This window comes from Haloglomus halophilum (genome assembly GCF_024298885.1).
Classification (GTDB): domain Archaea; phylum Halobacteriota; class Halobacteria; order Halobacteriales; family Haloarculaceae; genus Haloglomus; species Haloglomus halophilum.
The window spans coordinates 50,754-75,536 of sequence record NZ_CP101168.1; the positions used below are offsets into that span (position 1 = coordinate 50,754).

The following is a 24,783-nucleotide window of genomic DNA, read 5'->3' on the forward strand; positions in this document are numbered from 1 at the left end:
GAATCTACTAACTCGAATATGATTAATGCGGGCAGTGAATGGGTTCTGAAATCGATACGCGCTAATAATGAGGTTGGTGTACTCGAGAGTCAATCTTCTGAACCCACCCTCTATATGCAGCACCCAAATTCTGTCAGCTGTGACGGATTTCAACAGAGCCGCAAAATTCTGAACTCTCCAGATAATCCCTCTCGGTACGCTCGGGAGGAGGCGACAGAATGCCAGATTCGGTGGATCAGCACGCAAAACCGTTCGAGAAACCGAGGGGGATAGTCTGTCCGTCTCACTCGTCGTCCAGATTCGGAGGCGTCATCGACGGGACGAAGACACTCTCGAACTCGTCGGGGTCTGGGAACTCGATGGTGTCGAGCAGCTCGGTCACCGCCTCGTCGAACGTCTTGACGACGAAGGGGTTGAGATTCTTGTACGCCGTGAGCCGCGCGTGGGTCTCTCGCCGGAGACAGACGTTGATCTTCGCCGAGGGCGCGTCGCACTCGCTATCGAGACTGGAAGAGCCGTTCGAGTCGGTTGTATACACTTCAATCACCTAGTCGAAGAAGGGGCACTAGGAGGGTGTTCTTCTTCACATCCGGTCAAGCGATATACAGACATATACTTATCGTAATAAACTCGAATTATCGCCTGTTAGCACCTAAGGCGGATGCATTACATTCGCTACATCAGATGTAATCTGCTCGACTTTATCTTCGAACGTGGCGTACCCGGGGGCGGGAATCATATGAACACCCTCCGAGTAAAGAACCTCCTGAAGAAGCACAGCACGGGCCTCATCGTGGGTCTCGTCGTCCTGACTGTTTTCGTGAGTCCTGTTGCGGCGCAGACCGCTGCTGACGGGACCAGTGGACTGGAAGGCATCATGACCAACCTGTACGACACCGTTCTCCTCGTGCTCAAGTACGCGGGTCTCGTCGGTCTCGCACTGGGTGCAATCGTGTGGTTCACCGCACGCAAGAACAGTGACCGTGCAGAGAACGGGATGTGGCTCATGATTGGCGGAGCCAGCATGACGATCTTCTACTTCGGGGTCTCCATCTTCGTGGCGCTCCTCGAGTGGATTGCGGCCCCCTAACCCGTAATTCGTCCGAGAGCGAACACGCGGAACCACCTATCACAAGCCGCCCGTGCTCGACTTTCCCAGCGAGACCTTCTCGGGCGAATTCTTTCTCAGGCCGATAGCAGCAGCGACAGATGAACCTGACCACCGGAACACCCAGATGAGTACCGTAACCTCACGACTCGAGATAAATAGAATCGCTCTCCCGGACGGAAATAGACCGACCGTTGCACAGCCATTGGCTGGGAGTGCGTCTACACGCCCCCACGAGGAGGCCGACCTGCGATGAGCCAGCCATCAGACCGGGGTAAAAACGAACGCGATGCCACGAAGCATACCGACCGGGACCCCCCCGCTGAGAGCATCTTCGACAAGAAGGGTGCCACCCCCCGCGACGCGTGGGAGCTCAACGGAGCCAAGTCGTCGACCGGACCCGAGGCGGCGTCGGAGACGGCGAGCGAGCGCGAGACACAGACAAAGACGAGGGCAGCGACCGACGCCCACCGAAGCGATGTCCCGTTTGTCCCGTTCGAGAAGTCCAACGAGCGGACCGAGCTGGCGAAGACTCCTGGCTGCGACGACGCCGGAGACAGCGAGCCCGAGGACCGACTCGACCCCTACGACAACGCCACCACGGGCCCTGGGAAGAAACTCGGCGACCCCATCGAAGCCCGCCCGTACATCCTCATCTCACCCGCCCGCGAGCAGGTCACGCCCGGCAACATCATCGCTGGACTCTTCGGCCTCTACCGTGCCGGCGTCACCGACACTTCACGATTCAATCTCAAGAACCGATTCGGGCTCAAAGATTACAAGAAGACCTTCGAGTTCGTCATCCACAAGCCCCGAGACACGAAGCGATTTGACTTCTACCTCAGCGTGACGCCCTACGACGCGACCGCGCTCAAAACGCTGGCCGCGAACGTCGCCGCGATGTACCCCGAATCATTCGAGTTCGAGATTGTCCCGTTCAACCCCGTCGCCGCGTTCGCTACCGAAAACGGGAACGCACAGGTCGGCGGGCGGCGGATCGCCTCGCTCGACGACATTGGTGACCTCGAACGGCTCGCTGGGTTCGAGGACCCCACCGTGTTCGAGGACCACGCAATCGGGAGCGGCGATGGACCCACCACTGAAGAAGCCGAAGAACAGCTCATCGCGAAAGGCGTGCCCCTCCGCCCTGAGGAAGTCCCCGCAGCGGCTCGCCCCTCACTCATCCGGTGGAAAGGCATCTCCTCGAAAAAGAACGACTGGATGACACTCCTTCGGCCATTCAGCGATATGGCCGTCGACAACGACGATCAGTACCGTTCGCCACTGAGCGTTCTCCTCGAGCAGGCCGTCCATTCGAACGACCCGTTCATGTTCCAGGCCGTGTTCAAGCCCCGCGACGACTGGACGAGCGAAGCCGAAGTCCACAAGCGCAACCTCAAGATGGGCAACCACGGCACGTTCAGCGCCTTCAAAAACGAGTTCTCCCGGCAGATGTTCGGGACCTCCGAACAGGAACGCCGGAACATCCACCGGGGCGATATCTCCGAACAGGTCGGCGGGACGCTCTCCGCCGGTGACACCAACAAGATCACCGGATCGCGGATGGCCCAAATCGACCACAAGCAGCCGACGACGACTTTCGGTTTGACCCTCCGCGCCGCCTGTAACGACCGGACAATACAGAGCATCTCTAACGCCTTCACCAGCCTATCCGGGCCGTACTACGGCATCGAGGGTGAGATCCTCGGCTCCAACGACAAGGAGTTCGTCCGTCTCTGCCACGCCCGGCAAGCCTCGACGAGCGGACTCTCCGGGCGCCTCAGCAAAGGCGACTCCATCCTGTGCGCCTCGCCCGACGAACTCGCGAACTTCGTCGTCGTGCCCCACACTGACGCCCTCCCACGAGCCTCACGTGGGTCCTCTGGCGGGTCACCCGACGCCCGCTCGCCACTCACAGCGACCGACGAAGACCTCCTCTCGCAATACGACTACGGGATGCTCATCGGGTACGCCGAGACTGCCGTCGACAATCGGCCGGACATCCCGATTAAACTTAGCGCAGAACAGCTCACCCACCACGTCCTCCGAGCAGCGACGACGGGTGGCGGGAAGACGACCGCGATGATTAACGACACTCTCAGCGCCTACGAATCGTTCGATGGCCCCATCTTCGTCTTCGACAAGAAGGGCGGCTCGATGAGTGACGAATACAAGCGAGCGCACTTCAAGAAATTCGGGAACCTCGACGACGTCGTCCACATCACCGTGCCCGGGCCTGACGAGGAAGTGCTCGCGTTCCCCTACTTCGATATCCGGCCGCAACTCGCTGCCGGCGTCAGTCGCACGGTTGCCGTCCAAGAGAAGGTCGACCGCTACAACGAACTGCTGGTGTACGTCCTCGGCCGAGAAATGACCGACCAGGCGTTCGTCGCCCAAGAGATCCTCAATAACCTCACCAAGGCGATGTTCGACCCCGTGTACGGTCGGGACGCGTGGCCCATCAGTGACCTCCTCCGGGCTGCGATGGATATGCAGAAACTCGGCAGCCAGGAGAAGAGAACCCGGGAGGAAGGGTCCCTTCCGAGGGTGAGCGACAAGACGCTCGAACAATCCCTTGACCGGCATATCCACGCCGACCGTCAGCGGTTCATGACATCTATAGACGCGGTGATGAACCGTATCACCAAACTCGCCGAGCGGTCGTTCATCTGGCGTATCCTCAACTTCGTCCCCGAGTGGGATGACGAGAACGGGTGCTACGCCTACCAGTCGCCTATGTTCGACATTCAGGACATCCTCGCCTCGAAGCGTGTCATCCTCATCGACACCGGCGACCTCCGGCCCGCCTCGAGCAACCTCTTCACGTTCCTGCTGCTCGATTACATCTGGTCCGGTGCCCGGCTGCGCCACCGCGTCGGGAAGACCCCGCCGGTCAGCGAGGACTACGTCATCAACCTCATCATTGACGAGGCCGCGCCGCTGCTGCAATCCGAACTCGTCAGAGACGACATGATCCCCGACGGTCGTGAGTTCGGACTCGCACTCGAGGTTATCGTCCACTTCGCCGAGCAGGTAAAATCCGACGCCCTCGATGTCTCCTCCTACAAGGAGATCCTACGGAACATCAACACCAAACTCATCGGCAAGCTCGCCGTCGACGATGAACTCGTGATGACGCTGTTCCACGAGGGTATCGATGACGAGGAACTCATCGACCGGATCACGTCGCTCCCGCGCGGTGAGTGGGTCGCCCAACTTCCCGACACGGGCTTCATGACCGACATCCCCGAGTTGGTGACGCTGCTCCCCGTGGATATCCCGGCCGGCCACAGCAACTCCAGCGACCCTGTGACCGGGGACTCAGTTTCCCCGTATGGAGAACGCTTCACCGACGTGGACTCGAAGAAGGCCCGTCACACGCGGGACGACTACTGCCTGATCCCCGGGAGCAATACCGTCCCTTCCAACGAGCAGCTCTCGACCGCCAGCCCCTACGATGTGCCCCCCGGGGACCGCGAGCGCGGGTACGGCCAAATCGTCGGTGACGACGAGGACACTGGATCCCAGACCACGATTAACCCAGACACCGCGTTCGGCAACAGAGATTGGAAGCAACCGCAGAACGACTTGCAAACCCGCCCAAATCAACCCTCGAACGAGGGCGGTCGACCGCATCATTCGGGCGGCCACATCATCTCCGCCGACGATCCCGAGGACGACTTCGATTCACGCGGGACAGAGTCTGCAGGCAACGGGGGGAATCAGGGCGGAACCACCGCTGAACCGTCCGTCGAGGAATCAGACAGCAATCTGGGAGATCGCATCAACGACTTCCTCTACAACGGGCGTGACCCGACCGTCTCGAGCGAGGGCGAAACTGCCGATTCACACCCCACCACGATGGGTGAAACGTACCTCGGTGATGAAGCCAGCCAGTCCGACGATGACACCACCAGCTCAGCACCTACCAAGCAGCGGGATACCCAGGTGGGTGGCGTCGGTTCTGACAGAGGCGAGAACCTGACAGTTCAGGACCGTCAGTTCCTCGCCGCTATCGTGATGACTGTTAATGGGCGTCATCCCCGATTCGATATCACCGAGACGATGGAGCGGATAAACAGTCAGTTCCCTGAGGTAGATGTTGAGAACCTCATCGAGCTCGGCTACCTCGAGAAGATGACCGAAAATCTCCGCGTCTACTACACGGTCACTGACGAAGGCCAGCACGCGTGTGGTGCGAAGGTCGCCTTCGGTGAAGACCAGGGCGATGTCAACGAGAAGACCTACCACAAGGTGATGGTCGAGGCGTTCGCTCGCACACTCGCTAACGACAAAACCAATCAGTATTTCGTCAAACGGTACACGCCAGTCTTCGGGACCGACGTGAAGCCCGATGTCGTTGCCTACGAGGATGAAAATCCCGCGATACTCGGCGAGGCAATCTGGAACGTCAGGCACGAGCACATCGTCAAGCACTACGACGATCTCAACCAATTCGACGTTGAGATGAGAGTCTGGGTCGTCCCCAATCTCTCAGAAGCATGGAATATCACTCGAGCCCTGCACAACGCAGGCCGAATCGACGAACTCCCCGCCAAGCGTCGAGGTCGGTCACACGGCGAACTGACCGAGTCGATCTGGGGTGAAGACGGCGACTGGGAGTTCGTCAGCGCGGCCAACTTACTCGATGACCTCCAGTAGCCACTACGGAGGGTCCGCGCAGAGAGCGCGCACGCCGTGCGCGAGCGATAGGGGCCCTGTATCGACCGAACCGGGGTTCGGACAAGGCTCCCCTCCGTCGGGACTTCGCGCACGTGTGCAAAATGGCCTAGATTGTCTAAAAGCCCCTTTCGTGGCTCAGCTCAAGACCGGTGGTTTCACGAGGATTTCGCCGACGCGAAAATTCGCGCAATTTCAGCGCACGGCGCACACGAACGATAGGAGGCTCCTGCCCTCAAAATTCGTCTCCGACAGACCACCCCAACCGTCGGGACTTTGCGCACGTGTGCAGATCGAATTAGAGGAGCTATTGAGCAATCTGGTAGCTCTATTTAGCCTCTCCGAAGCTACATATCATAGTATTGGGTGGGTGGGGTTCCTTACTTCCCGAGAATCGGGCACGGGGTATCGGTTTGTCTCCGAATCAAGCCGCAACCGCCGGCCCGGGTTTGTTTCGCCCGCCGACCCGTGGCGACGACATCCAGAGAATCACAGATAGAATCATGCCAAGAATAGACGTAACTACCGACGCTATCCCGACCGAGATCCGGAGCATCGAGAACTGGATTTTGTGGCGGGAAGGCCAGCACGACGGGAAATCTACCAAAATCCCGACGAAACCATATCGGACGAGTGGCGACATCAACTGCGATGTCACCAACCCCAGCCAGCGTCGAGACTTCGACACCGCCTGGAACTCCTTCACCGACTCGCGGGTGACCGCCGACGGACTCGGCTTCGTCTTCACCGACGACATCTCCATCACCGGCGTCGACCTCGATAAGTGTCGTGACCCTGATACCGGCGAGATCGAAGACTGGGCCCAGGATATCATCGACCGGCTAAACTCATATACCGAGCTCTCACCCTCCGGCACCGGCATGCATATCCTCGTCGGCGGAGCACTCCCACCCGGCGGCAACCGTAAAGGCCGCGTCGAGATGTACGACTCGGATCGGTACTTCACTGTCACCGGGGCGCACCTCGACGGGACCTCCACCAAGATTCGGACTTGTCAGGATGAGTTAGATGCCGTCCATGCCGAGTACATCCGGGGTGAGGCCGGGTCGGATGGCCAGCTTAGCCTTGCGGCGTCCACCTCGACAGATAGCTCAGAAAGACGAGCAATCCGTGGCGATCGACGGGCCACCGAAGCCTCCGGTCGGCAGAGCGCGAATTCGCTTCGCGACCGCTACGGCGACGCCTACCGGACTATCCGTGACCCGGCTATCAAGGAAGCCATCGAACGAGTCAAGACGCAGTACCTCCCGCCTGTGTGCCCCAGTACGTTTGCCGACCTCGCAGGGCCCGGCGTCGAACTATCAGATGGCGAGATAGTGAAACGGATGTACGACTCCAAGGGCGGTGACCGCAGGCGCCGATTGTACGAAGGCGACAGCTCGATGTGGGGGTCTCCAGACGCCGACTATCCGAGCCAATCCGAGGCCGATATGGCGATGGCTCACACTCTCGCCTTCTGGACCGGAAAAGACCCCGATCGGATGGACGCGCTCTTTCGCAACTCCGGGTTGATGCGCGAGAAATGGGACCGCCGACACTACGCCTCGGGTGCGACCTACGGCGCCGTCGCCATCGCCCGTGCGCTCCTCCGAGTCGACGACTACTACGAACTCCCCAGCGAGGAGGGTGTAACGTTCTCGAAGGCCGACGGGCCAACGCGCTCTGCCGACGAGGGTAACGAATCCACCGCCCCCTCAATGAAGTGGACCGACCCCACCAGGGAGTTCACCGGTGAGCCCGGGAACGGGGGCGGAAGCGACACCTCAACCGTCAATATCGTGCCCGGCCTCGACGACGACCAATCCGAGGCCGCTGCTCAACCAGCATCCTCTCAGGAGCCACAGGAGGCCGCTGGTGACGCCGGCGCTTCCCCTACGAATGATAAGTCTTCCCAGTCGGAGCCCGCTCCGAGCGACTCGGGCCCGCTGGACACGAACGAACGGAACGGCCAGTCAGTCGACGCCGACATCCTCACCGACCTCGCCGATGACACGGCTACAGCCACCGGCCACGACGTGAGTGCGGCATCGTCGACGACCACGCCCGACGCTACCCCCGACACCACCACTGCCGGAGACGACAGAGTGTCCAGTCTCGAGACGGGGGCCGCCCAGACGGGGACCGCGACGACGTCGACAACTACGGACACTGAGCCTGCCGCGCCGACTGGGACGGACACCAATCCTGACCTCAACGAGAGCACCCAACGGATGATGGCCGAATCCGTCCAGGCTGCCGGCCCCAAGTGGTCGCGAACTAACCCGCGTCTCGACGACGCCGAGAAACACCCCACCGATTGGACCGTCGGGCCGATTCAGGGCCGAACGCCCACCGCCCAGGCAATGAAAGTCGCTCGCGAAGACAACCGCGTGCTTGCACGGTACCAGACCCGCCTCGAAGAACGGCTCACCGACCTCGCCGATGTCGAGGACGAGCGAGACCGCTACAAATTCACTGCCGAGACCTATCTCAAGGCGATGGATGAGCTGATGGGCGAGCGCGAACGCTACCGCGCCCAGCTCAGGCGAGCCGGCCTTCTCTCACCCGAGGACGCCGATCTCCCCGAGGACCCCGTCAAACACCTCGAGCGGATTCTCGGCCCGATGGTCCGCCGCGAGGATGTCGCGACCGTGAAGGAGACCCTCTCCGGGCTCGACGCCGTCCTCCGCGAGTACGAAGAAGCGAATGAACGTATCCAGGCCGAAGAACGCGAACGCCGGCAACAGGGAGGCTTGTTCTCCTGGTTGTTCCGTTAAGCAACCTGAGCCGGGACGCATCTGCTTGCTGCTGTTTTCGGTCTGGCGACCTTGGAACGCTCTCTTATCACGAATCCGGCTCTGTTGAAATCCTCAATCTGTGATAGGTTTCAGAAGCCGTGCTGAATACAGTGCGCGAGTCGGTCACTGAGCAAGGCCGAAATCAACACTTCCCCAATTATTAGATGAAGAGGGGGAGTGCAGCACGACAGCTGCGTTCGCTTCACCCCACTGGTTGAAACAGCCGGTAGGTACACTTGCCATTTCAACAAAGGAAAACAAGTCAGTTACTCCTCATTGACCGCGTCACTGAAAGGTTTGGTTAATGAGACAACGAAATCAAACTCCGTTGACTCTGTTGTCAGGTTAGATCTACATTCCGACTTCAATATGGTGGCGAGAATTGGAGTCTCCGCTACCGGGGTCGCCATTCAATCAATCGATGGGATAAATTATATCCCCTTCAATAGTCGCCACCGGATACTTTATATCTTCACCATCATCATTCTGAATTGTCTTGTAAATTTTGCCTTCTTCAATAGTCGCCACCGGATACTTTATATCTTCATCATCATCATTCTGAATTGTCTTGTAAATTTTGCCTTCTTCAATAGTCGCCACCGGATACTTTATATCTTCATCATCATCATTCTGAATTGTCTTGTAAATTTTGCCTTCTTCAATAGTCGCCACCGGATACTTTATATCTTCACCATCATCATTCTGAATCAGCTTGTAGACCTTTTCGTCTCCAATAGTGGCGCCCATCAAACTCGCTACTGGATCACCTCCACTACCGGATGTCGACTGAGGACTACCGTACTTATCATCAATTGCGCTTCCAGAATCCAATTTCTTCACATATCCACTACCCCCACAGTGCGTGCAAGCGCCGGCCCCCACTCCCCCACCTGGTTCTCGTGCTGGTTCAGTCCCTTGCCCCTTACAGACAGGACATTGTTCTTCATCGCTATCTGACCATACCATATCGTTGAATACCCCTGTCACGTACTTAATTATTATCCGAAGTATAGACCACTCTAGTGACTCTATACTGGCACATATTTTTGCAACACTTGCACACTTACTGAGCAGTTGATTCACCAATAACGGCGTGAGATCACAGTGGCCGAGTGCTGCATAGACCCTCTATAGTCAGCACGCCGTTCCTATCAGCTACAGAGGGTTTCAACAGAGCCACGGATTCCGAAACACCCATTCACCGTTCTCTGTAATCTGTAATCAGTACCGAAATGTCCCGCACCTCAAACCAGGCGAACGGTGACCTCGTCCGCGAGTTCCTCTCCATTGCGGACCTCCTCGAGGAGCCGCGCCTCGCGCAACTCTACGCCTATCTCGCGCGTGAGGGTGACGCGACCGTCCAAGAGCTCATGGAGAAACGAGGCGGATACCCGCACCTGAAGGCGCGGGAGGAAGCCGCCACTCACGGGACACAATCCACGCACAATGGCGGGCTGACTCTCCCGAGGTTTATGAACTATCAAGGGTACATGTGACGTATGGAGGTGCGACGGACTGTCCCGATCACGCTTGCCGTGGACAGTGACGACTCCGCACTTCTCCGCGACACCGTGGATGAGTTTTTGTGGGCAGCACAGTATGTCACCGACCACGCGTTCGATGGTGAGTACGTCACCACCAGCAAGACGACGCTCAACGACGAGACGTACGACGATGTCCGAGCCAACACACGACTCCACAGCAACCATGTCCAAGCAGCCCGCAACAAGGCCGCCGAGGCCTGCAAGAGCGTCGTTACGCGGTGGAAGAATGGGAAGAAGGCATCAAAACCCCAATTCACCAGTCCACATGTCGTCTACGATCACCGCTCGGCCACGTTCCACGATGACTACGTGAGCCTTGCCACAGTAGACGGGCGTCTCGAAGCCGACTACGTGTTGCCTGCGGATTCGGATGGAACACCCCACGACGAGTACCTGTCCTCCGATGCGTACGAAGTGACGGGCGCAGAACTCCACCACAAACACGGTGACTGGCAGCTTCACGTCCACTGTAAGACGGTCGTGGAGACTGACACGCCGGAACAGGAGACCACCGAGAACGGAACGGTTCTCGGGGTCGACCTTGGCGTGAATCAACTCGCCGTCACCTCGACGGGTACGTTCTGGACTGGCGCGGAGTTCGACCACTGGCGCAGAGCGTACGAATCTCGGCGTGGTGACCTCCAACAGTGTGGGACGCGGTGGGCACACCAGAACATCCAGTCCGTCGGTCGCAAAGAGGACGGTCGGTTCAAACAGCTGCTCCACCGGATCAGCAACGAACTCGTCTCTGAAGCCCGAGAGAACGGATGTTCGGTAATCGCGTTCGAGGACTTGACTGATATCCGCGAACGGACTGGCGCCTCGTGGGGGCACAAATGGGCGTTCGACCGCCTGTACGACTACGTGGAGTACAAGGCCGAAGCATACGGTATCGACGTAGAGCAGGTTACTCCCGAGAACACGAGTCGGCGGTGTTCAGAGTGCGGGTTCACGCACCCAGACAACCGTCGTGGTGAGGCGTTCGAGTGCCTGAAGTGCGAGTACGAGAACCACGCGGACTACAACGCGGCGAAGAACATCGGTTTGCGGTAACTCCGCCGGAACCAGACTGGCTCCGGTGGAGGCGCACCCGTAGGCGTGCGCTTGAACAGCGGGATGCTGAACGCGAACGGCGACTATTCGTCTGCCGAGGAATCGGCTAGAGCGGGAGTCCACGCTGAATGCCACGGCCTTTAGGCCGTGGTAGCTTACCCTCCAAGCGCTCCGCCCAGTCGTCCACGAACACCTCGATATCGAGGAGCGCGGTGGGTCACTCGCTAACATCCAGGATGCCGACACTGCCCTCGACGAATAGACTTGGGTAACGAGGACTACGTTGCCTCCGCTACCGTGTACTGTTCCTATCTCCCGGTCCCACAGGTATTGGTACCCGAATGGGGTGAGGGATTTGAGATGAACAACATCCACCCCGACGAGCGGTGCATCGACGACAACCACGCGGACAGCGACAGCGGCGCGGTGGCCCAACGCCGGTCCCCGGTCGGCGTCGAATTCAAGACGGCCGAGGCAGTCACGTCCCCGACGCCCGACCACGACCCGCACGGCACCGGTGAGGTCTCCAGCGAGTTCGTCGTCTCGACGTGCGACACCCCAGGGTGCGAGATGTCTGGTCTCGTCTCCGTCTCGCCTCTCAAAGACGCCGACGGCTTCTACGGGTGGCCGCCGTTCGACGTCATCTGCGAGGACTGCGCCGAAGCCCACGGCCACGACGACTACACCTTCTAGTTCCTGTCCTCGTGGCCCACTGCGACGTATCGACGATTGACCAGTGCAACTCGGACGATGGAGGATCGGCAGGCGTCGATCTCCCCACTCCCAACTTCTCCCCTCGTGGGTATTGGTTCCCAAATGGGATGAGGGAAGTTGAGTCGGAGAGCGAGGAGGCGGCGACGAGCGCCGTCCAACTCCCGATCCGTCCGAAAACCCGAGGTGCGAGGCAGTGCCGGTGTGGTAGTGTGGTGACGAGGTCAACTCGTCATCCGCCGCTCTCGGTTGTCCTGCTCGCGCTCCCGAGTGTATTTGCCCCCGAAGGGGGGCGAGGGGGTGCGGGAGGGGCGAGGCCCGACTCGAGTGAGTCGGGCCTGTCCTGCCAGTACCTCGAATCCCCTCAGAGAGATTACCATGAGTGCAAACTCCAACCTCAGCGTGGAGCAGCGTGCGGCGAACATCAGCGGCGAGTTCGGCGAGATGGGTATCGACGTGCCCGCGGCCGACGTCCAGGCGGAGTTCTCGCAGATGACCGAGTTCAAAGTCCCCGTGGCGGACGCCGAGCAGTCCATCGTGCGCCGCGTCATCAACGAGAACGACCTCGAGAACAGCGACCTGGCCGAGGGCGTCGCAGCCCTCGCTGGCTTCGGCGGCAACGCGAACCCGGGCTCCCAGGCGTTCGAACCGACGCTCCTTGCCGATGTCCCCGCCCTCGGCGACGAGGAGTGGGTGGATGTCCGCGCCCAGGTCACCGACCTCTGGGAGGTCAACCACGACTCCATGCGGCAGGTCGGCCTCATCGCTGACGAGTCCGCACAGATGAAGTTCGTGGTCTGGGCGAAGAACACCGACGACCTGCCCACCCTCGAGGAGGGCGTCACCTACGACCTCGCCTCGGTCATCACGAACGAGTACGAGGGCAAGTACTCCATCTCGCTCAACAAGGCGAGTACGGTCAGAAAGTCCGAGGAAGTCGTCGAGCCCACCGACGGGAAGACCCGGGCGACCGGCACGCTCGTCGCTCTCGAAGAGGGCAGTGGCCTCATCAAGCGCTGTCCCCACGAGGACTGCTCGCGCGTTGTCCAGAACGGGCGCTGCTCGGAACACGGCGCCGTGGACGGCGTCTTCGATCTCCGACTGAAGGCCATCCTCGACGACGGCTCCCGTGCCATCCGCGCGCTGTTCAACGCCGAGATGGCCGAGCAGGTCACCGGTGTCTCCCTCGAGGAGGCCAAGGAAATGGCAGCCGAGGCGTTCGACGCCGGCGTCGTCGAAGCGGCCTTCCGTGAAGCCCTCATCGGCACGACGTTCGACGTTCGCGGCCCGGTCATCGGCGAGTACTTCCTCGTCGATGAAGCCGTCGAGACGACGTACTCGTCGGAGAACCCCGGCCTCGGTGACCCGTCCCTCGCTGATGCCGTCACACAGCGCCAACCCGCGAAGCGCGTCTTCGCCCAGGAACTGAACGCAGCCACCCACTCGTTCACCAGGCCCGAGGATGAGGGCGACGACCGTGCGCCGAAGTTCACGCTCCTGCCGAGTGGCGAGGCGGCCAACCGCGTACTGGTCGTCGGGACTCTCATCGAGACCTCGGACGTTGGCAGTGACTCCGAGTTCTGGAAGGGGCGCGTGATGGCCGCGAGTGAGGCCGTCAATATCTACGCCGGGCAGTACCAGGCCGAGGCGATGGACGTGCTCCGGTCGGCTACCACGCCCGCGTACGTCGCCGTGGTCGGCAAAATCCACCACTACGAGACGGACTACGGCGTGAACGTCTCCATCCAGCCCGAGCACATCTCCATCGTCGGTGGCGAGGCGCGCGACTCGTGGGTGGCCGAGACCATCGACGCCACTCAGCAGCGCCTCGGAGCGCTCGCCAGTGGCGAAGCCGACGCCAGTGATGCCGTCGCGACTGTCTACGGTGAGGACATCTCGGATGTCGAAGCTGCGGTCGAAGCGGCGGCCGAAGACCTCGATCCTGAACCCGAGGCCCGGGCCGAACCCGTCCAGTAAGGCGAGAGAGCCTCCCTTCACTCCCCGAACGGTATTTGACGCTCGATTCACCCAGCGAGGACGCTCATCGTACCGTGCCCGGCGGCGTGCTTCCCCCCTGGTCCGGTCGCTATCGGACCCGAGTGTTGGTCCCCGAAGGGAGGTGAGGGAAGCGAGCAGGCGCGACACTCGAGCCGCGTTTGTCAGCGGCGCGTCTGTGCGCCGCGTTCCGGTCGGACCGTCCCGATTCGGCCCGTTCCGACTCGGTCGGATTTGGTTCGCAACGCCTGCTCCGTCCATTCCTGACCTGACCATCCATGCTCCGCTACAGCACGTCCCGACTGAATGTACTGAACCTGACCATCGCCGTCGTCATCATGTTCTTCACCGCGTATGTGGGCCTCATCTTCCTCGCCACCGACCCGGCCTTCGTCGATACCGGCCTCCACACCCTCTGCATCGGCGGGTTCACTCTCTCACTCGCCTACGTCGTCCTCTCGACGACCAGTCGAGCGCTCAACGCGATATTCGTCTCGGGTTGGTAGGCCTCCCGCTCCCCCCGGCTCGACCCATACCCTGCCACCCCGAGCCTCGCGCCTTCGGCGCTCGGCTGGTTACCGTCGCCCAGCAGCGCGGCTCTGTGCATCGAGCACCTGAGACGACGGTCGAATCGCTAGCGGCTACTGAGCCGATCTAACACTCGACACTGGGTGATGAGTTGGGTATGCTCTTGAAGCTCAACGTGGAAGGGGGGTCTTCTATCCGAAATCCGCACCCTGTGTCTCCGAAATCTCGGCGGATTCGTCCACTGACTTGGTTCCTAACACTGTCAGAGGAATATCCTTCATCCGAACGCCCAACTCCCGTTTCGTCACCCGCTTACTCTCCTCATCCGACCTCGCCGCTATCTCGACAACGACCGTTAGAACGACCAACGCGAAATCAGTCGTACATAGTGCCGCATCCATCTCATAGCCGCAGGACGGACACGCGACCTCTTGAACAATGATCTCTGAGGACCGCGCCGATGTCGCGTTCACCCGCCTGCCAACCTCCGCGACCGAGATGTTGATTGCGTCCTGCACGCCTCCCGCGCCTGCTACTACCCATGGAACCGAGACTCGCACCTCGAACCAGCTATCATCGGCAGCCGAGCCATCGCTCGAGAGCGGTACCTTCATCGGTCACTTCCCCCCCGACAACGCGTCTCGGGTGACTGCTTCCGCGCTGCCCGTGTGCATCGCGTTCTCAACTGTCCGCTCAGAGTGTGGCCGTGTGTTAGCAACATCATAGTCATCGAGGCGGGAATGGAGGGACCGCCCGTGGAGGGGTGACTGTCGCGCCAGCGGGGGAGCCGCACCGCAATACCGTGCCGTCCCGCACGGCACCGTATCGTATTCGTCGTACGCTATCAGCGGATATGAGAGTTCGCGGTTTACACCCACCACATCACCCACATTCACCACATTCTGGCCGTCTCGCAGACCGCTCACGAACTAGCGGCCCCTCGCTCTGTATCGACCAGGACACAGGCCCTGGGGAAGGAGTACCGAATCGGTAGAGACTAGAGAGCAACAATATCTGAGCGGGGCCGCATCGGGACGAACACTGCTTCAGCAGTTCCGCTCGTCAGTCGACACGGATTACTCATATCGGGGGTGATGCTCGGAGAAGAACTGATTAGTTGGAAGCGTGAAACGCCGAATTACGATGGGCTTACTCGAACTGCTGCGTGGGGACACAGCGGGCCCGACCGTAACTCAGTACGAGTGCCGGAACTGTGGCACGACCCTCTCGCCGAACGCCGAGGAGTGTTCCACGTGTGGCTCCAACGAGATCGCGGAGTACACGCTCTAAGTGCCCTCAAAGCCGATAGACCTCTTACTCCGTATCGGTACGGGGAAGGCCAATCACGGGCCGGTCGCTCTGGTGATGAGCTTGATCGAGAGGTTACCCGAGAGAAACTGCATGAGGCGGCTCCCCCCCACGGGAGCAGTGCGCAATAGCACTCGCCTCCACCTCCGCAGCGACCGCCTCCAAGATGGCAGCGACGAGTCCTTTCGGGTGCGGGTAGTCCCACAGCATCGGACTGGTGGACTGCTGGCCATGCCAAGTGGCCGTTACCCCTATCCTCAACCGTGTATGGCGTCCCGGTGTTGTTTTTGCCAGCGGGACGCCGGCAGGCGTTAGCAGAGTCGGTATCGTAGTGCTCGCTTTGAGCAGTCGGCACAGACACACTCTTCTGGAATGTGGCGTTCACCAACTGTTCTTTCGGAGATTGTCTTATTACGTGGGCGGACAGGCCGCCTCCGGAGGACAGTTCGGAATCCGCTCCGTTTCGACCGATTCCTACATCATCTAGGGTGGCCTATCACTTAAACGTCAGCGTGAGAAACTCGGGGCAGGCATTTGAACGGTAGTCTGTTTCTCCGAGGGCGGCGCGAGCCTTGTTTAGGCGCTCTTGAAGACGTCTGCCGGTGATCCTATTGCCTACACAGAACCCATCGATGAGTGCTTATCCTTCCGATTTCGTTCTTTGAGCACGACCGTAGCGGACGATCTACACCGCGTCTAAACAGGGCCGACGGCGCGTATCCACGCCGTGAACGACATGGTATTGCGCCTGTTCAGCCTATAATCCTTGAGTGGCTCCGCGCCGTCGCTGTCGCTCGGGGACAGTTGGAAAGGAAGTATATGATTCTGAGTTCGATCGGTGTGAACTCGGGGGGTGCTAGGGTTCGTTACGTTTCAGTCCGACAGTACGACCGAACGTTCGGGGTAGTACCGTCGTCGAAGTCCGAGGTGGTGTCCGAATCTGAATCAAAATCCGAGATACTTCCAGCTCGAATCCGGGACCTGGACACCTGCTCATGTCGATTCACCCTGCAGACGCTTGAGCATCAGTTCGCCAAGCGTGGGGTCGCGCATACCAACGAGCTCCGCTTCGATGAGTGTCTGTACCTTCGCTGACTCAGGCCAGGAAGTCGAGACATCACCGGCGTAGTTCGCAGCAGCGCTTCGAGGCACAGCTTCACCCACATTCGACGAGCGAGACGACCGACCAACACGCTGTGGTGTGGCGGGCATCTGGCAGTCAGACGTGGGGCTGATCGGCGCACGGTCGAGAATCTCAATTTCAGACTCCCACCGCGAATCGAGCTTTGGCTGGCCCTGGTATGTCCGCTGGTGCTTCAAGTATGGGAGCTTGAAGTCAACGAGACGAACCAGGTCACCTTCGTTCGGTTCGTCGATGGTCTTCTTCGAGATGATGACGCGTCCATCGGCATCGTCCGGGTCAGCCGTGGATGCAGTCTGTTCTCTCTCACTTGATTCCCAGACAGCGACGCGGACCTCATCCTCGCGGCGATTTCCATCCTTGACGATCAGGCCAAACTTCAGGCCAGGGACGTCAGCATGGTAGACCTTCTTCACGACACCCTGTGTGGTGACGTAGCCTTTCGAGGGCCCGAGGTTCGCCGTCAGAATCGACCGGACTCTGAGGACGTTCAACGGGTCAGCCTGTACCTGCTCAACGAGAGCGAGGAAGGCAGTCGTGAGATCAGCGCCGTCCAGAACACGCTGTGCGAGACTGGATGCAATCTCGACCGGCGAGGACCGAAGGTCGTGAACCAGGTCTCCATCAATCACCCGGCGTGCTTCACGAAGAACCTCATCACGGAGTTCGGGGTCTCTCTCACCGAGCTCCCGAAGGGGCGCGGCGCGGTCGTAGATGATCTTCCGCAACTGCTGGCGCTTCTGTTCCCGACGGTCAGGAATCGTGCGCTCGTGCTTGATACGGTAGTACTCAAGCCAGGCAGTGTGGGAATCCAACGTCGCAGCGAGACCAGTCATGTGACCGTCCTCGGCGATACCAGCAGACACTCGCTTGATCTCAGCATCCAACGCTAACCGGCGTTCGATACCAGGAATCGACGAGCGCGAGTAGTCCTCGGGATTCGGAACGAGCGTGCGAAGCGGGACGATTGCTCCACTGGGGAGGGTTACTTCCAACTCCTGCGTGCTCAGACCCTCAGCCTCGCCTGGCGTCTGCTCATCCACGGGGATGACCTTCAGCTCGCGCAGGCGACGGGTGTGTTCATCGAGATCCTCGAGGGGGACGAGTTTCGTGCCTAACTGCACGGGGACGTCAGCCGAACTGACGGGAATGTACTCATCGGGGCCAGACGCCGTGCCCGTCAACTGATCGCCAGTTGGGTCGGTCAGGCGGTCGTGTCCGATGTAGAGGTACTCTCCGTGCGCGATGGAATCAGGCTCAGAGATCGCATCAGCCGGACGGCCGTGTGCGTTCATCTCAGCCCTCCGCTCGTCACTCCGAGATGCAACCATCGGCTGGCCGTAGAACCATCCGTAGTCGCTCTCTCGGAGACTGTCGTCGCTCTCGTCACCAACGAGTGCGATGCCGATGTTGTCGGCGTGTCCGTCGTCGTTCGTGTGCTCGAAGGCGTGAGCAACATCAACACCCGATTCCGTGCCAGCCGCGCGGCGCTCGTGCGTGGATTCGTCATCCAGGCCCAGCTGCCGGCGAACCATCGGTGACTCCACTCCGGCGTCGAGACGGCGGAACTCCTCTGGGGAGGACCCTGAAAGGGCCGGGAGATCATCGGTGAACGCCTGGTCGTACAGACGTTCGAGGCGGGACGGGTATTCATGTGCAGCTTCGATTTCGGTGCTACCGCTCGTCGTCTTGTGACCCACCTTGAGAGGGAGGTCACGGTCGTTGTCGACACTCATACAAAGTTCAGAAAGCGCCGTGCTTTCCACGCTCAGAGAAGCCAAAAGTGGCTATAACTGTATCGTGGCAATCCCGGGGATGTATAGCGATTTGGGCTGAAACCCCCAGAATCCCGCCCCGATTCAACGAGACGGGAGAAGGGCTGTTGGCACGGGGACAACCAGATCACCAGTCGTGCCCTCAGATCCACTTGACGCAACCAACCGAAAGCCAGCAATAGACAGCGCAACAGCTCATGAGTATTGGAGTGGAAGGCGAGTGCGCCTTCCGAACTTTGTATGATGAGCCGTTCAAGGCTCATGCCCTCCTACTTCTCCGGTTGATATAACGATATCGACCACCCTCCTTGAGGATGGTCGTTCTATAAATATGCAAGGCGAGTGCCCCGGGGTTTGTCCCTGAGGTACTTCACGAGCCGTTCACCGTTCAGGACGCGGGGCTGACTCGTAGCGCTCAATCTCGGCGGCCTTCTCTACCCGGTCGTAGATTTCTCGGAGCGTCTCTTCGGCGCGCAGGAGCTTGTGGTCCTTGAGGAATCGACGCCCCTCCTCGCTGATTCCGTAGAACGTGTACGGCAGATCGTTCTGCCGGTGGTCCTCAGGGAGTTCGACTTTCTCGACGATACCCGCGTCAACGAGTCGCTGCAGATGCTGGCGGATTGTTGTTTGACTCCGGCTCGGATTGACGTAGTCCAGCTCCTTCAGCGTCGGCAGCCCCGACGGATGCCCGAGGATATCCTGGACGAGCGAAAACCGCGTCTCCTGGGTGACGACGTTGAGTCGCTCACGGACGGTGTCAAGATCGCTCGTGGCCTCGTCGGAGGTACTCATCGTCCCTATCTTCGTGGTAATCAGGCTAAAGTGTTTCGTCAAAATACGAATCGGTCAAAAGCGATACGCTAACTGTCTCGGTCGACACATTAAAATTGGTGGATGAGACGCCCATCAAATGAGCGAGGAGACGGTCACTGCCAAAGATATCGCCGATCGGGCCGAGGCGTACCTCCACGAAGCCTCGCTCACCCCTGAGGAGTACGAGGCGCTGAAACAGAGTGTCGTCGAACTATCGCCGATCTTCTCGGCCGACCGGGCGTATTTCGTTCTCGGAAGTTACGGACAGCCGGAGATTCGTCGGCTCCAGCTCGTCAAAGACCGGCTCAACCGACGGCCCGACGCCTACGCGTTTCTGATGGTCGACATCCGCAGTGAATGGGTCAACACGTATCTCAAGTTCCGCTTGCTCGCCGATTACACCGACTACATAGTTGGTATCGCTGAACACGCACAAGGCGGCTTCCTCGTCGAACAGGGGTACTTCACCGCCCTCAAGCAGTACTTCGCAAAAACGCACGTCTATAAGCGCGAGTACGACGGCCTCGATTCCGACGATGTCGATACCGGCGTCGATGTCGAAACTCCATACAGCGGGATGCAGACGGCGATCTTCGAGATGCTTGAGGACCACGGGCGACTCTATCGGTGGACCACCGAAGACGACCTCGTTGAGTGTATCGAAAGCCTCCCGTGAACCGGGATAGGTAGCAATATCTCGGTCCTAGAAACCGCGGTGAGTCAGCTCCCCACGACTGAGGTCGTGGGCTTCCGGCCTTGCATCTATGTGAATCCGGAGGAGCGGCAGAGAGATGCTCCACTCACGGGTCCACGAAAGTGGCGTAACCAATAGATGGGTTCCTAGACTGCCGTTGAGGTTTGACTCCGTGGCTAAGACTATCCAATAGCTTGAGGGCAGCTGTTCTCAATATGCAAATATCTGAATATTCCAAAGATATATTGTGAGGATACACCTACAGTCAGATATGACCAAGTTCGATCCAGCCCCTGAATCCAGGGGGCAGCCCAAACGATGGCAGGAGGGAACAGACACGTTCGATCGTGTCTACGACGTGCTTCTGGGCGTCACCTCGCCGACGGCGTATACTGACATCGCAGACCTCGCAGACTGCTCGCCGAACGCCGCTAAAAAGCACCTTGACCGCCTCGTGGAGATGGGAATTGCCCGGGGCGAAACAGAGCGCGGTCCGGCGACGTACGAACGCAATGAGGGTTACCTCGAATGGCAGGATGCTAGCCGAATTGCAACCGACCTCTCCGTCGAGGAAATCGTTGAGCGTGTGGAGGCTCTAGAATCCCGGCGAAACGAATACGAGACGGAGTTTGGAACAACCGACCCAACGAACGTCTCCGTGTTCGACCACGAAACACACGACACCATCCACGAGCGGATGGAGGCCATCGGAGAGTGGCAGGGTGTGATTCGAGATCTTCGTCTCTATGAACTCGCTCGCCAACTCGCCCAGAACGACGGGCACCTGATTCCCGCGTAGATGAGCCAGCCATCGGGTGATTCGGGCGACCATTCGACAGGCCCTCCGGATCGGCAGACCTTGCGCCTCCTTGAGCGCCACCTCGCCGCTGACTCACTCGTCGCCGAGACCGCGTTCGACCCCGATTCGTATGAACCGAATCTCCTTCGCGGCCTCGTGGATGTCAGTGGCTACCCGGAGTCGATTGCCTCCGCCCGTCTCGACATTCGGTGGTTCACGACGGGCGACTTTTCCATCCACTATATCGAAGAACACGAGGATGGGACGCGATGGGAGTGTCGCTGGGACCGGCATCCAAATCCCCACAATTCCCGAGTACATTTCCACGAGCCACCATCTGCTACCAAAATCGCCGATCTCGAGTTCTCGTCGGTCCATCCGCTCGAAGTCTACTCCACCGTTCTCACAGCGATCGAACACCGTATCGAGACCCTGTGGGCTTCCCAGTAGTCGCTCCTTGTCCTCGCTTTGTTTCCCTGCTGCAGTTCCCGTCAGATGGCCGAAAATAAGGGGCGGATTCTGCTAGCTCACGCTCAGTTTTGGTCCCCAAAGGGGGTCGAGGGGTTCTGGAGGAGGGTGGCAGAGAGCTGCTCGCCTAACGAATCGACCATCACCGAGTGACCTACCGATGACATACTACAACGACGGCAACCACCGGCTCTCGAACAGCGACATCGAACAAGACGACCGATTCGACGAACTGAGACTTCGCGGCCTCTACGAATCTCCCCACCTCGAAAGCGACTGCCTCGGTGTCCGCCTCGACAACATGGGCGAGCTCATGATGGCTGCTCGTTCCCAACCCGAATACGACGAGTTCGGCCTGGAAATCGAAGGCACCGGCGCCGTCGAACTTGACGCCTATTGGGTCGGTGCGAGCCTCACCACCACCCAGGCCCGCGATATCGACCCGATGGACCTCGCCGACGAGGACCTCACCGGACTCCCACTCGAAGCCCAAGAACGACTCCACGGCCTCCGAGAAGAACGCAAGCGCCAGCGCGAGAAAGCCCTTGCCGCTCACGCCGCCGGCATCGACCGCGAAACACGCTGCCGAGCGGAACTCCTCACTGAATACCGCGCCCGTCGCGCCGACTACGCAGAGCGCGTCATCGGCGAGAGTATCCATTCATACGACCCCTTCGAGGCCCTCGATGACGCCACCAGCGAACGCGTTCGGGAAGCCGCCGACCGAATCACCGATCGCCTCGTCACACCCCCGAACCGCGCCGTCCTCGAACACCGCCTCGCGAGTAAGGTCGCCCGTGGGCAGGACCTTTTCACCGCTCAGTCGAACACGCTTGACGACTTCTACCAGATAGCCGGCGTCGTCCAACCCATCGCCTCCGTGCCGATTATCCCCTCGAAGTACAACGTCGAAGCTGACATCCAAGGGACGGTCACGACTCTGTGGCAACCCAAATCCCGCACCCAACAGCAGGTCGGCCTCATCGAGGATGACACCGGCACGATCAAATTCACCGTGTGGACGAAGTCCAATCAGGGAACGATTCTCCACGAAGGCGACACTGTGCGGGTCGTCGCCGGGAAAGTCGGGAAGTACCAGGGTCGAGCCACGCTCGCTGCCGATTCCGAGACACAGATCACCATCATCGAGCGCGGCGACGGGCCAGCTCCCCGAGGCGATATCCCCAATGTTGATTGGGCGAAATACACTGAGCGGAACCGCGAACACGGCATCGAGCACCCGTTCCAGCGCCACTCCGCCTGCTCGATTCCCGCACTCGGTACGCCCGGCGTCACTGAGATCTCGCGACCCGTCCACGCGCCGGTCGACCGCCTTGACGAGTCCAAGAGCAGCGGGATGGACGCCCACGAGTGGCTCAAAGCCACCGAGATATTCGACGAAGACGGCGATATCCCTCTTCCGACGTGGTGGCGCGAACAGGTCAATGTCGTTTCCATCGTCGTCGACATCGACACCGACGGCGACACCATCAACGCCGCGTTCCACGACATCATCTCGACCTCCCAACCCGAATCCACGCCCGCACCTGAATACCCCGTCCCGCAAGGACAGCGCCGGCTCTGGGCGCTCGTGCGGAACCTTGACCACTTCGGAACCGCCCTCGAAGACGAGGCCGACACGGGCACCAGCGAGGAAACAGGCGTGAATGAACTCACCGGCGTCGCCACTCCTGACACCTCCGAGACGACAGCAACCGACGAGCCGAGTCTCGGCCTTCCCACCACGACGTCCCAGTGCCCGGAGTGCGCCCACGACCGAGCACATTACCGGCTCATCCAGCTCCGCTCCATCGACGAACCGCCGACTCCTCTCGTGCACGAGTTGTGGCCAGCGATGGCGCGAAGACAGCTAGACACGGGCAGACGCCCGCTCACGCGGCCACCGACCACCAACCGCTTCTTCCAGACAATCCATGTCCAGCAGTAGCTCAAATCCCGATTCCGATCCCGACAGCAACGACTCCGACAGCCCGAGCAACGACGACCTGTTCCGGCTCGATATCGTCGACGGCGAAGATCCTTCTCGCGAAGTGTGCAACGACAGGGTCCGCACCGACCCACCAGGTCCCGGCCCCACGCCGCACACCCGGTTCGCCACCCTCCAAGACGGCTCGTTCGCCATCATCGAGCGGGCCGCCCTCGGCGCGTGGATACGCGCTGACGAAGTCCTCAGCCTCGAAGACGCCCGGTGACGGCGACCAGCACTACTCTTCCCGAGAATCCGGGCCGTCTCACCAACGTGCGTTTTTACTCCCCAAGGGGGTGAGGGGAGTCGGAAGCAGACAGAGACATCGCGTCTCTCGACACCTCCGAGTCATCCCACTCTCTGTCCGCCGCCGACCAGCGGCCAGGCAACACTCTAGAACGAGACCCAGATATGTCCACCAACGCAGACGCCAGTCAAATAGACTCAGAACCGGCTGCCGCCGTCTCCACAGACGACCTCACGGAGGCGGCGATGACCCTCTTCGACCAGTTCCCCGACGATGTCGCAGCAGACGCCGCCCCGTCCGTCGAGGATATCATTAGCCGCCTCGATAGGATGGTCAACTCCTACAAGGTCCCGCTCGAGGAGGCCACTCACGCCGCTCGTAACCACTACCTCGACGTGCTCGGCATCGACTACGACGACCTCGACCTCCCCTCGCGGAGTTCCGGTAAAATCGCACTCGACGCCATCGACACCGACGGCCAGTGGGTCACTGTCACCGTCAAAGTCGTCGACTTGTGGGACTCGACCCACGACAGCATCGCTCAGGTTGGCCTCATCGGAGACGAGAGCGGTCGAATCAAGTTCACCAAGTGGAGGAAGGCCAATCTCCCCGAACTCGAGGAAGGCGACATCTACCGCTTCGAGAACGTCGTCACCAGCGAGTACAAGGGGCGCTACTCGGTCAACCTGAACTCCAACTCCAGCATCGAACCCGTCGATGAGGATATCGAAGTCGGCGACAACACCAACGAACTCGACCTCGAAGCCCCGATGGTCGCCATCCAGTCCGGTTCGGGACTGATCAAGCGCTGTCCCCACGAGGACTGTACCCGTGTCCTCAAGGATGGCCGGTGTGCCGAACACGGGAAGGTCGAAGGCGAGTTCGACCTCCGTATCAAGGCCGTCTTCGACGACGGCGTGACCGTCCAGCACGCCATCTTCGATAAGGAGGCGACCGAAGCCCTCGCCGACATCACCATCGATGAGGCGAAGCAGCAGGCGATGGACGCCCTCGATACCAGTGTCGTCGCCCAGGACCTCACTGCCGATTTCGTCGGGCGCTACTACCGTGTTAGTGGCCGGGCCATCGGCAAGTACCTCCTCGTCGACGACGCCGAGCAACTCGCGTAACGCC

The 24,783-nt window shown here is 60.1% G+C and carries 18 protein-coding genes and 4 pseudogenes; 16 read left to right on the forward strand and 6 right to left on the reverse strand.

The window, feature by feature from the left end; genetic code table 11:
- Positions 1 to 283: 283 nt before the first annotated feature.
- Positions 284 to 538 carry a hypothetical protein gene (locus NL114_RS21190; RefSeq protein WP_254824935.1) on the reverse strand — a complete coding sequence of 85 codons (255 nt, stop codon included), beginning with the start codon at positions 536 to 538 and terminating at the stop codon, positions 284 to 286.
- 201 nt (positions 539 to 739) lie between these two features.
- Here NL114_RS21190 and NL114_RS21195 point away from each other — a divergent pair, with 201 nt between their 5' ends.
- From NL114_RS21195 to NL114_RS21205, 3 genes are all read left to right on the forward strand, one after another.
- The gene (locus tag NL114_RS21195) at positions 740 to 1,090 is read left to right on the forward strand and encodes a hypothetical protein (protein WP_254824936.1); all 351 of its coding nucleotides are present in this window, start codon (positions 740 to 742) and stop codon (positions 1,088 to 1,090) included.
- Between the two features lie 270 nt (positions 1,091 to 1,360).
- A complete protein-coding gene (locus NL114_RS21200) occupies positions 1,361 to 5,770 on the forward strand; it encodes an ATP-binding protein (RefSeq protein ID WP_254824937.1) in 4,410 nt (1,469 codons plus the stop codon).
- Between the two features lie 521 nt (positions 5,771 to 6,291).
- Positions 6,292 to 8,565: a phage NrS-1 polymerase family protein gene (locus NL114_RS21205; RefSeq protein ID WP_254824938.1), complete on the forward strand. Its 2,274-nt coding sequence runs from the start codon at positions 6,292 to 6,294 to the stop codon at positions 8,563 to 8,565.
- A 435-nt stretch (positions 8,566 to 9,000) separates the two neighbouring features.
- Here NL114_RS21205 and NL114_RS21210 read toward each other — a convergent pair whose 3' ends face one another.
- Complete coding sequence (locus tag NL114_RS21210; RefSeq protein WP_254824939.1) at positions 9,001 to 9,552, reverse strand: hypothetical protein; 552 nt, start codon at positions 9,550 to 9,552, stop codon at positions 9,001 to 9,003.
- Between the two features lie 266 nt (positions 9,553 to 9,818).
- On the opposite strand from NL114_RS21210, the pseudogene NL114_RS21215 reads away from it, so the two are divergent.
- The 6 genes and pseudogenes from NL114_RS21215 to NL114_RS21235 form a co-directional block, all read left to right on the forward strand.
- Positions 9,819 to 9,962, forward strand: a pseudogene (locus NL114_RS21215) (ArsR family transcriptional regulator); the annotation flags it as partial.
- Between the two features lie 123 nt (positions 9,963 to 10,085).
- Positions 10,086 to 11,327, forward strand: a pseudogene (locus NL114_RS21220) (RNA-guided endonuclease InsQ/TnpB family protein).
- 10 nt (positions 11,328 to 11,337) lie between these two features.
- A pseudogene (locus tag NL114_RS21835) lies at positions 11,338 to 11,445 on the forward strand (ArsR family transcriptional regulator); the annotation flags it as partial.
- Positions 11,446 to 11,543: 98 nt separating this feature from the next.
- Positions 11,544 to 11,876: a hypothetical protein gene (locus NL114_RS21225; protein ID WP_254824940.1), complete on the forward strand. Its 333-nt coding sequence runs from the start codon at positions 11,544 to 11,546 to the stop codon at positions 11,874 to 11,876.
- Positions 11,877 to 12,272: 396 nt separating this feature from the next.
- Entirely contained in the window at positions 12,273 to 13,871 is a 1,599-nt protein-coding gene (locus NL114_RS21230) for a hypothetical protein (RefSeq protein WP_254824941.1), read from the forward strand.
- 296 nt (positions 13,872 to 14,167) lie between these two features.
- Entirely contained in the window at positions 14,168 to 14,395 is a 228-nt protein-coding gene (locus tag NL114_RS21235) for a hypothetical protein (protein ID WP_254824942.1), read from the forward strand.
- A 213-nt stretch (positions 14,396 to 14,608) separates the two neighbouring features.
- Here the strand turns inward: NL114_RS21235 and NL114_RS21240 are convergent, their stop codons facing one another.
- Positions 14,609 to 15,031, reverse strand: coding sequence for a DUF555 domain-containing protein (locus tag NL114_RS21240; protein WP_254824943.1), 423 nt, complete (start codon positions 15,029 to 15,031; stop codon positions 14,609 to 14,611).
- Between the two features lie 529 nt (positions 15,032 to 15,560).
- On the opposite strand from NL114_RS21240, the gene NL114_RS21245 reads away from it, so the two are divergent.
- Entirely contained in the window at positions 15,561 to 15,707 is a 147-nt protein-coding gene (locus tag NL114_RS21245; protein ID WP_254824944.1) for a hypothetical protein, read from the forward strand.
- Positions 15,708 to 15,731: 24 nt separating this feature from the next.
- On the opposite strand, the pseudogene NL114_RS21840 reads toward NL114_RS21245, so the two are convergent.
- The 3 genes and pseudogenes from NL114_RS21840 to NL114_RS21255 all read right to left on the reverse strand — a co-directional run.
- Positions 15,732 to 15,902, reverse strand: a pseudogene (locus tag NL114_RS21840) (universal stress protein); the annotation flags it as partial.
- A gap of 816 nt (positions 15,903 to 16,718) precedes the next feature.
- Positions 16,719 to 18,602, reverse strand: coding sequence for a hypothetical protein (locus NL114_RS21250; RefSeq protein ID WP_254824945.1), 1,884 nt, complete (start codon positions 18,600 to 18,602; stop codon positions 16,719 to 16,721).
- A 420-nt stretch (positions 18,603 to 19,022) separates the two neighbouring features.
- On the reverse strand, positions 19,023 to 19,433 hold the full coding sequence (locus tag NL114_RS21255; protein ID WP_254824946.1) for a helix-turn-helix domain-containing protein: 411 nt from the start codon (positions 19,431 to 19,433) through the stop codon (positions 19,023 to 19,025).
- Between the two features lie 118 nt (positions 19,434 to 19,551).
- Here NL114_RS21255 and NL114_RS21260 point away from each other — a divergent pair, with 118 nt between their 5' ends.
- From NL114_RS21260 to NL114_RS21285, 6 genes are all read left to right on the forward strand, one after another.
- Positions 19,552 to 20,130: a DUF8170 family protein gene (locus NL114_RS21260; RefSeq protein ID WP_254824844.1), complete on the forward strand. Its 579-nt coding sequence runs from the start codon at positions 19,552 to 19,554 to the stop codon at positions 20,128 to 20,130.
- A 289-nt stretch (positions 20,131 to 20,419) separates the two neighbouring features.
- Positions 20,420 to 20,947: a helix-turn-helix domain-containing protein gene (locus tag NL114_RS21265; protein ID WP_254824845.1), complete on the forward strand. Its 528-nt coding sequence runs from the start codon at positions 20,420 to 20,422 to the stop codon at positions 20,945 to 20,947.
- Positions 20,948 to 21,397, forward strand: coding sequence for a toxin-antitoxin system TumE family protein (locus NL114_RS21270; RefSeq protein ID WP_254824846.1), 450 nt, complete (start codon positions 20,948 to 20,950; stop codon positions 21,395 to 21,397).
- A 178-nt stretch (positions 21,398 to 21,575) separates the two neighbouring features.
- Positions 21,576 to 23,363, forward strand: coding sequence for a hypothetical protein (locus NL114_RS21275; protein ID WP_254824847.1), 1,788 nt, complete (start codon positions 21,576 to 21,578; stop codon positions 23,361 to 23,363).
- On the forward strand, positions 23,350 to 23,628 hold the full coding sequence (locus tag NL114_RS21280) for a hypothetical protein (protein ID WP_254824848.1): 279 nt from the start codon (positions 23,350 to 23,352) through the stop codon (positions 23,626 to 23,628). Before NL114_RS21275 ends, NL114_RS21280 begins: the two co-directional genes overlap by 14 nt.
- 266 nt (positions 23,629 to 23,894) lie before the next feature.
- A complete protein-coding gene (locus tag NL114_RS21285; protein ID WP_434084122.1) occupies positions 23,895 to 24,779 on the forward strand; it encodes a replication factor A in 885 nt (294 codons plus the stop codon).
- Positions 24,780 to 24,783: the final 4 nt, after the last annotated feature.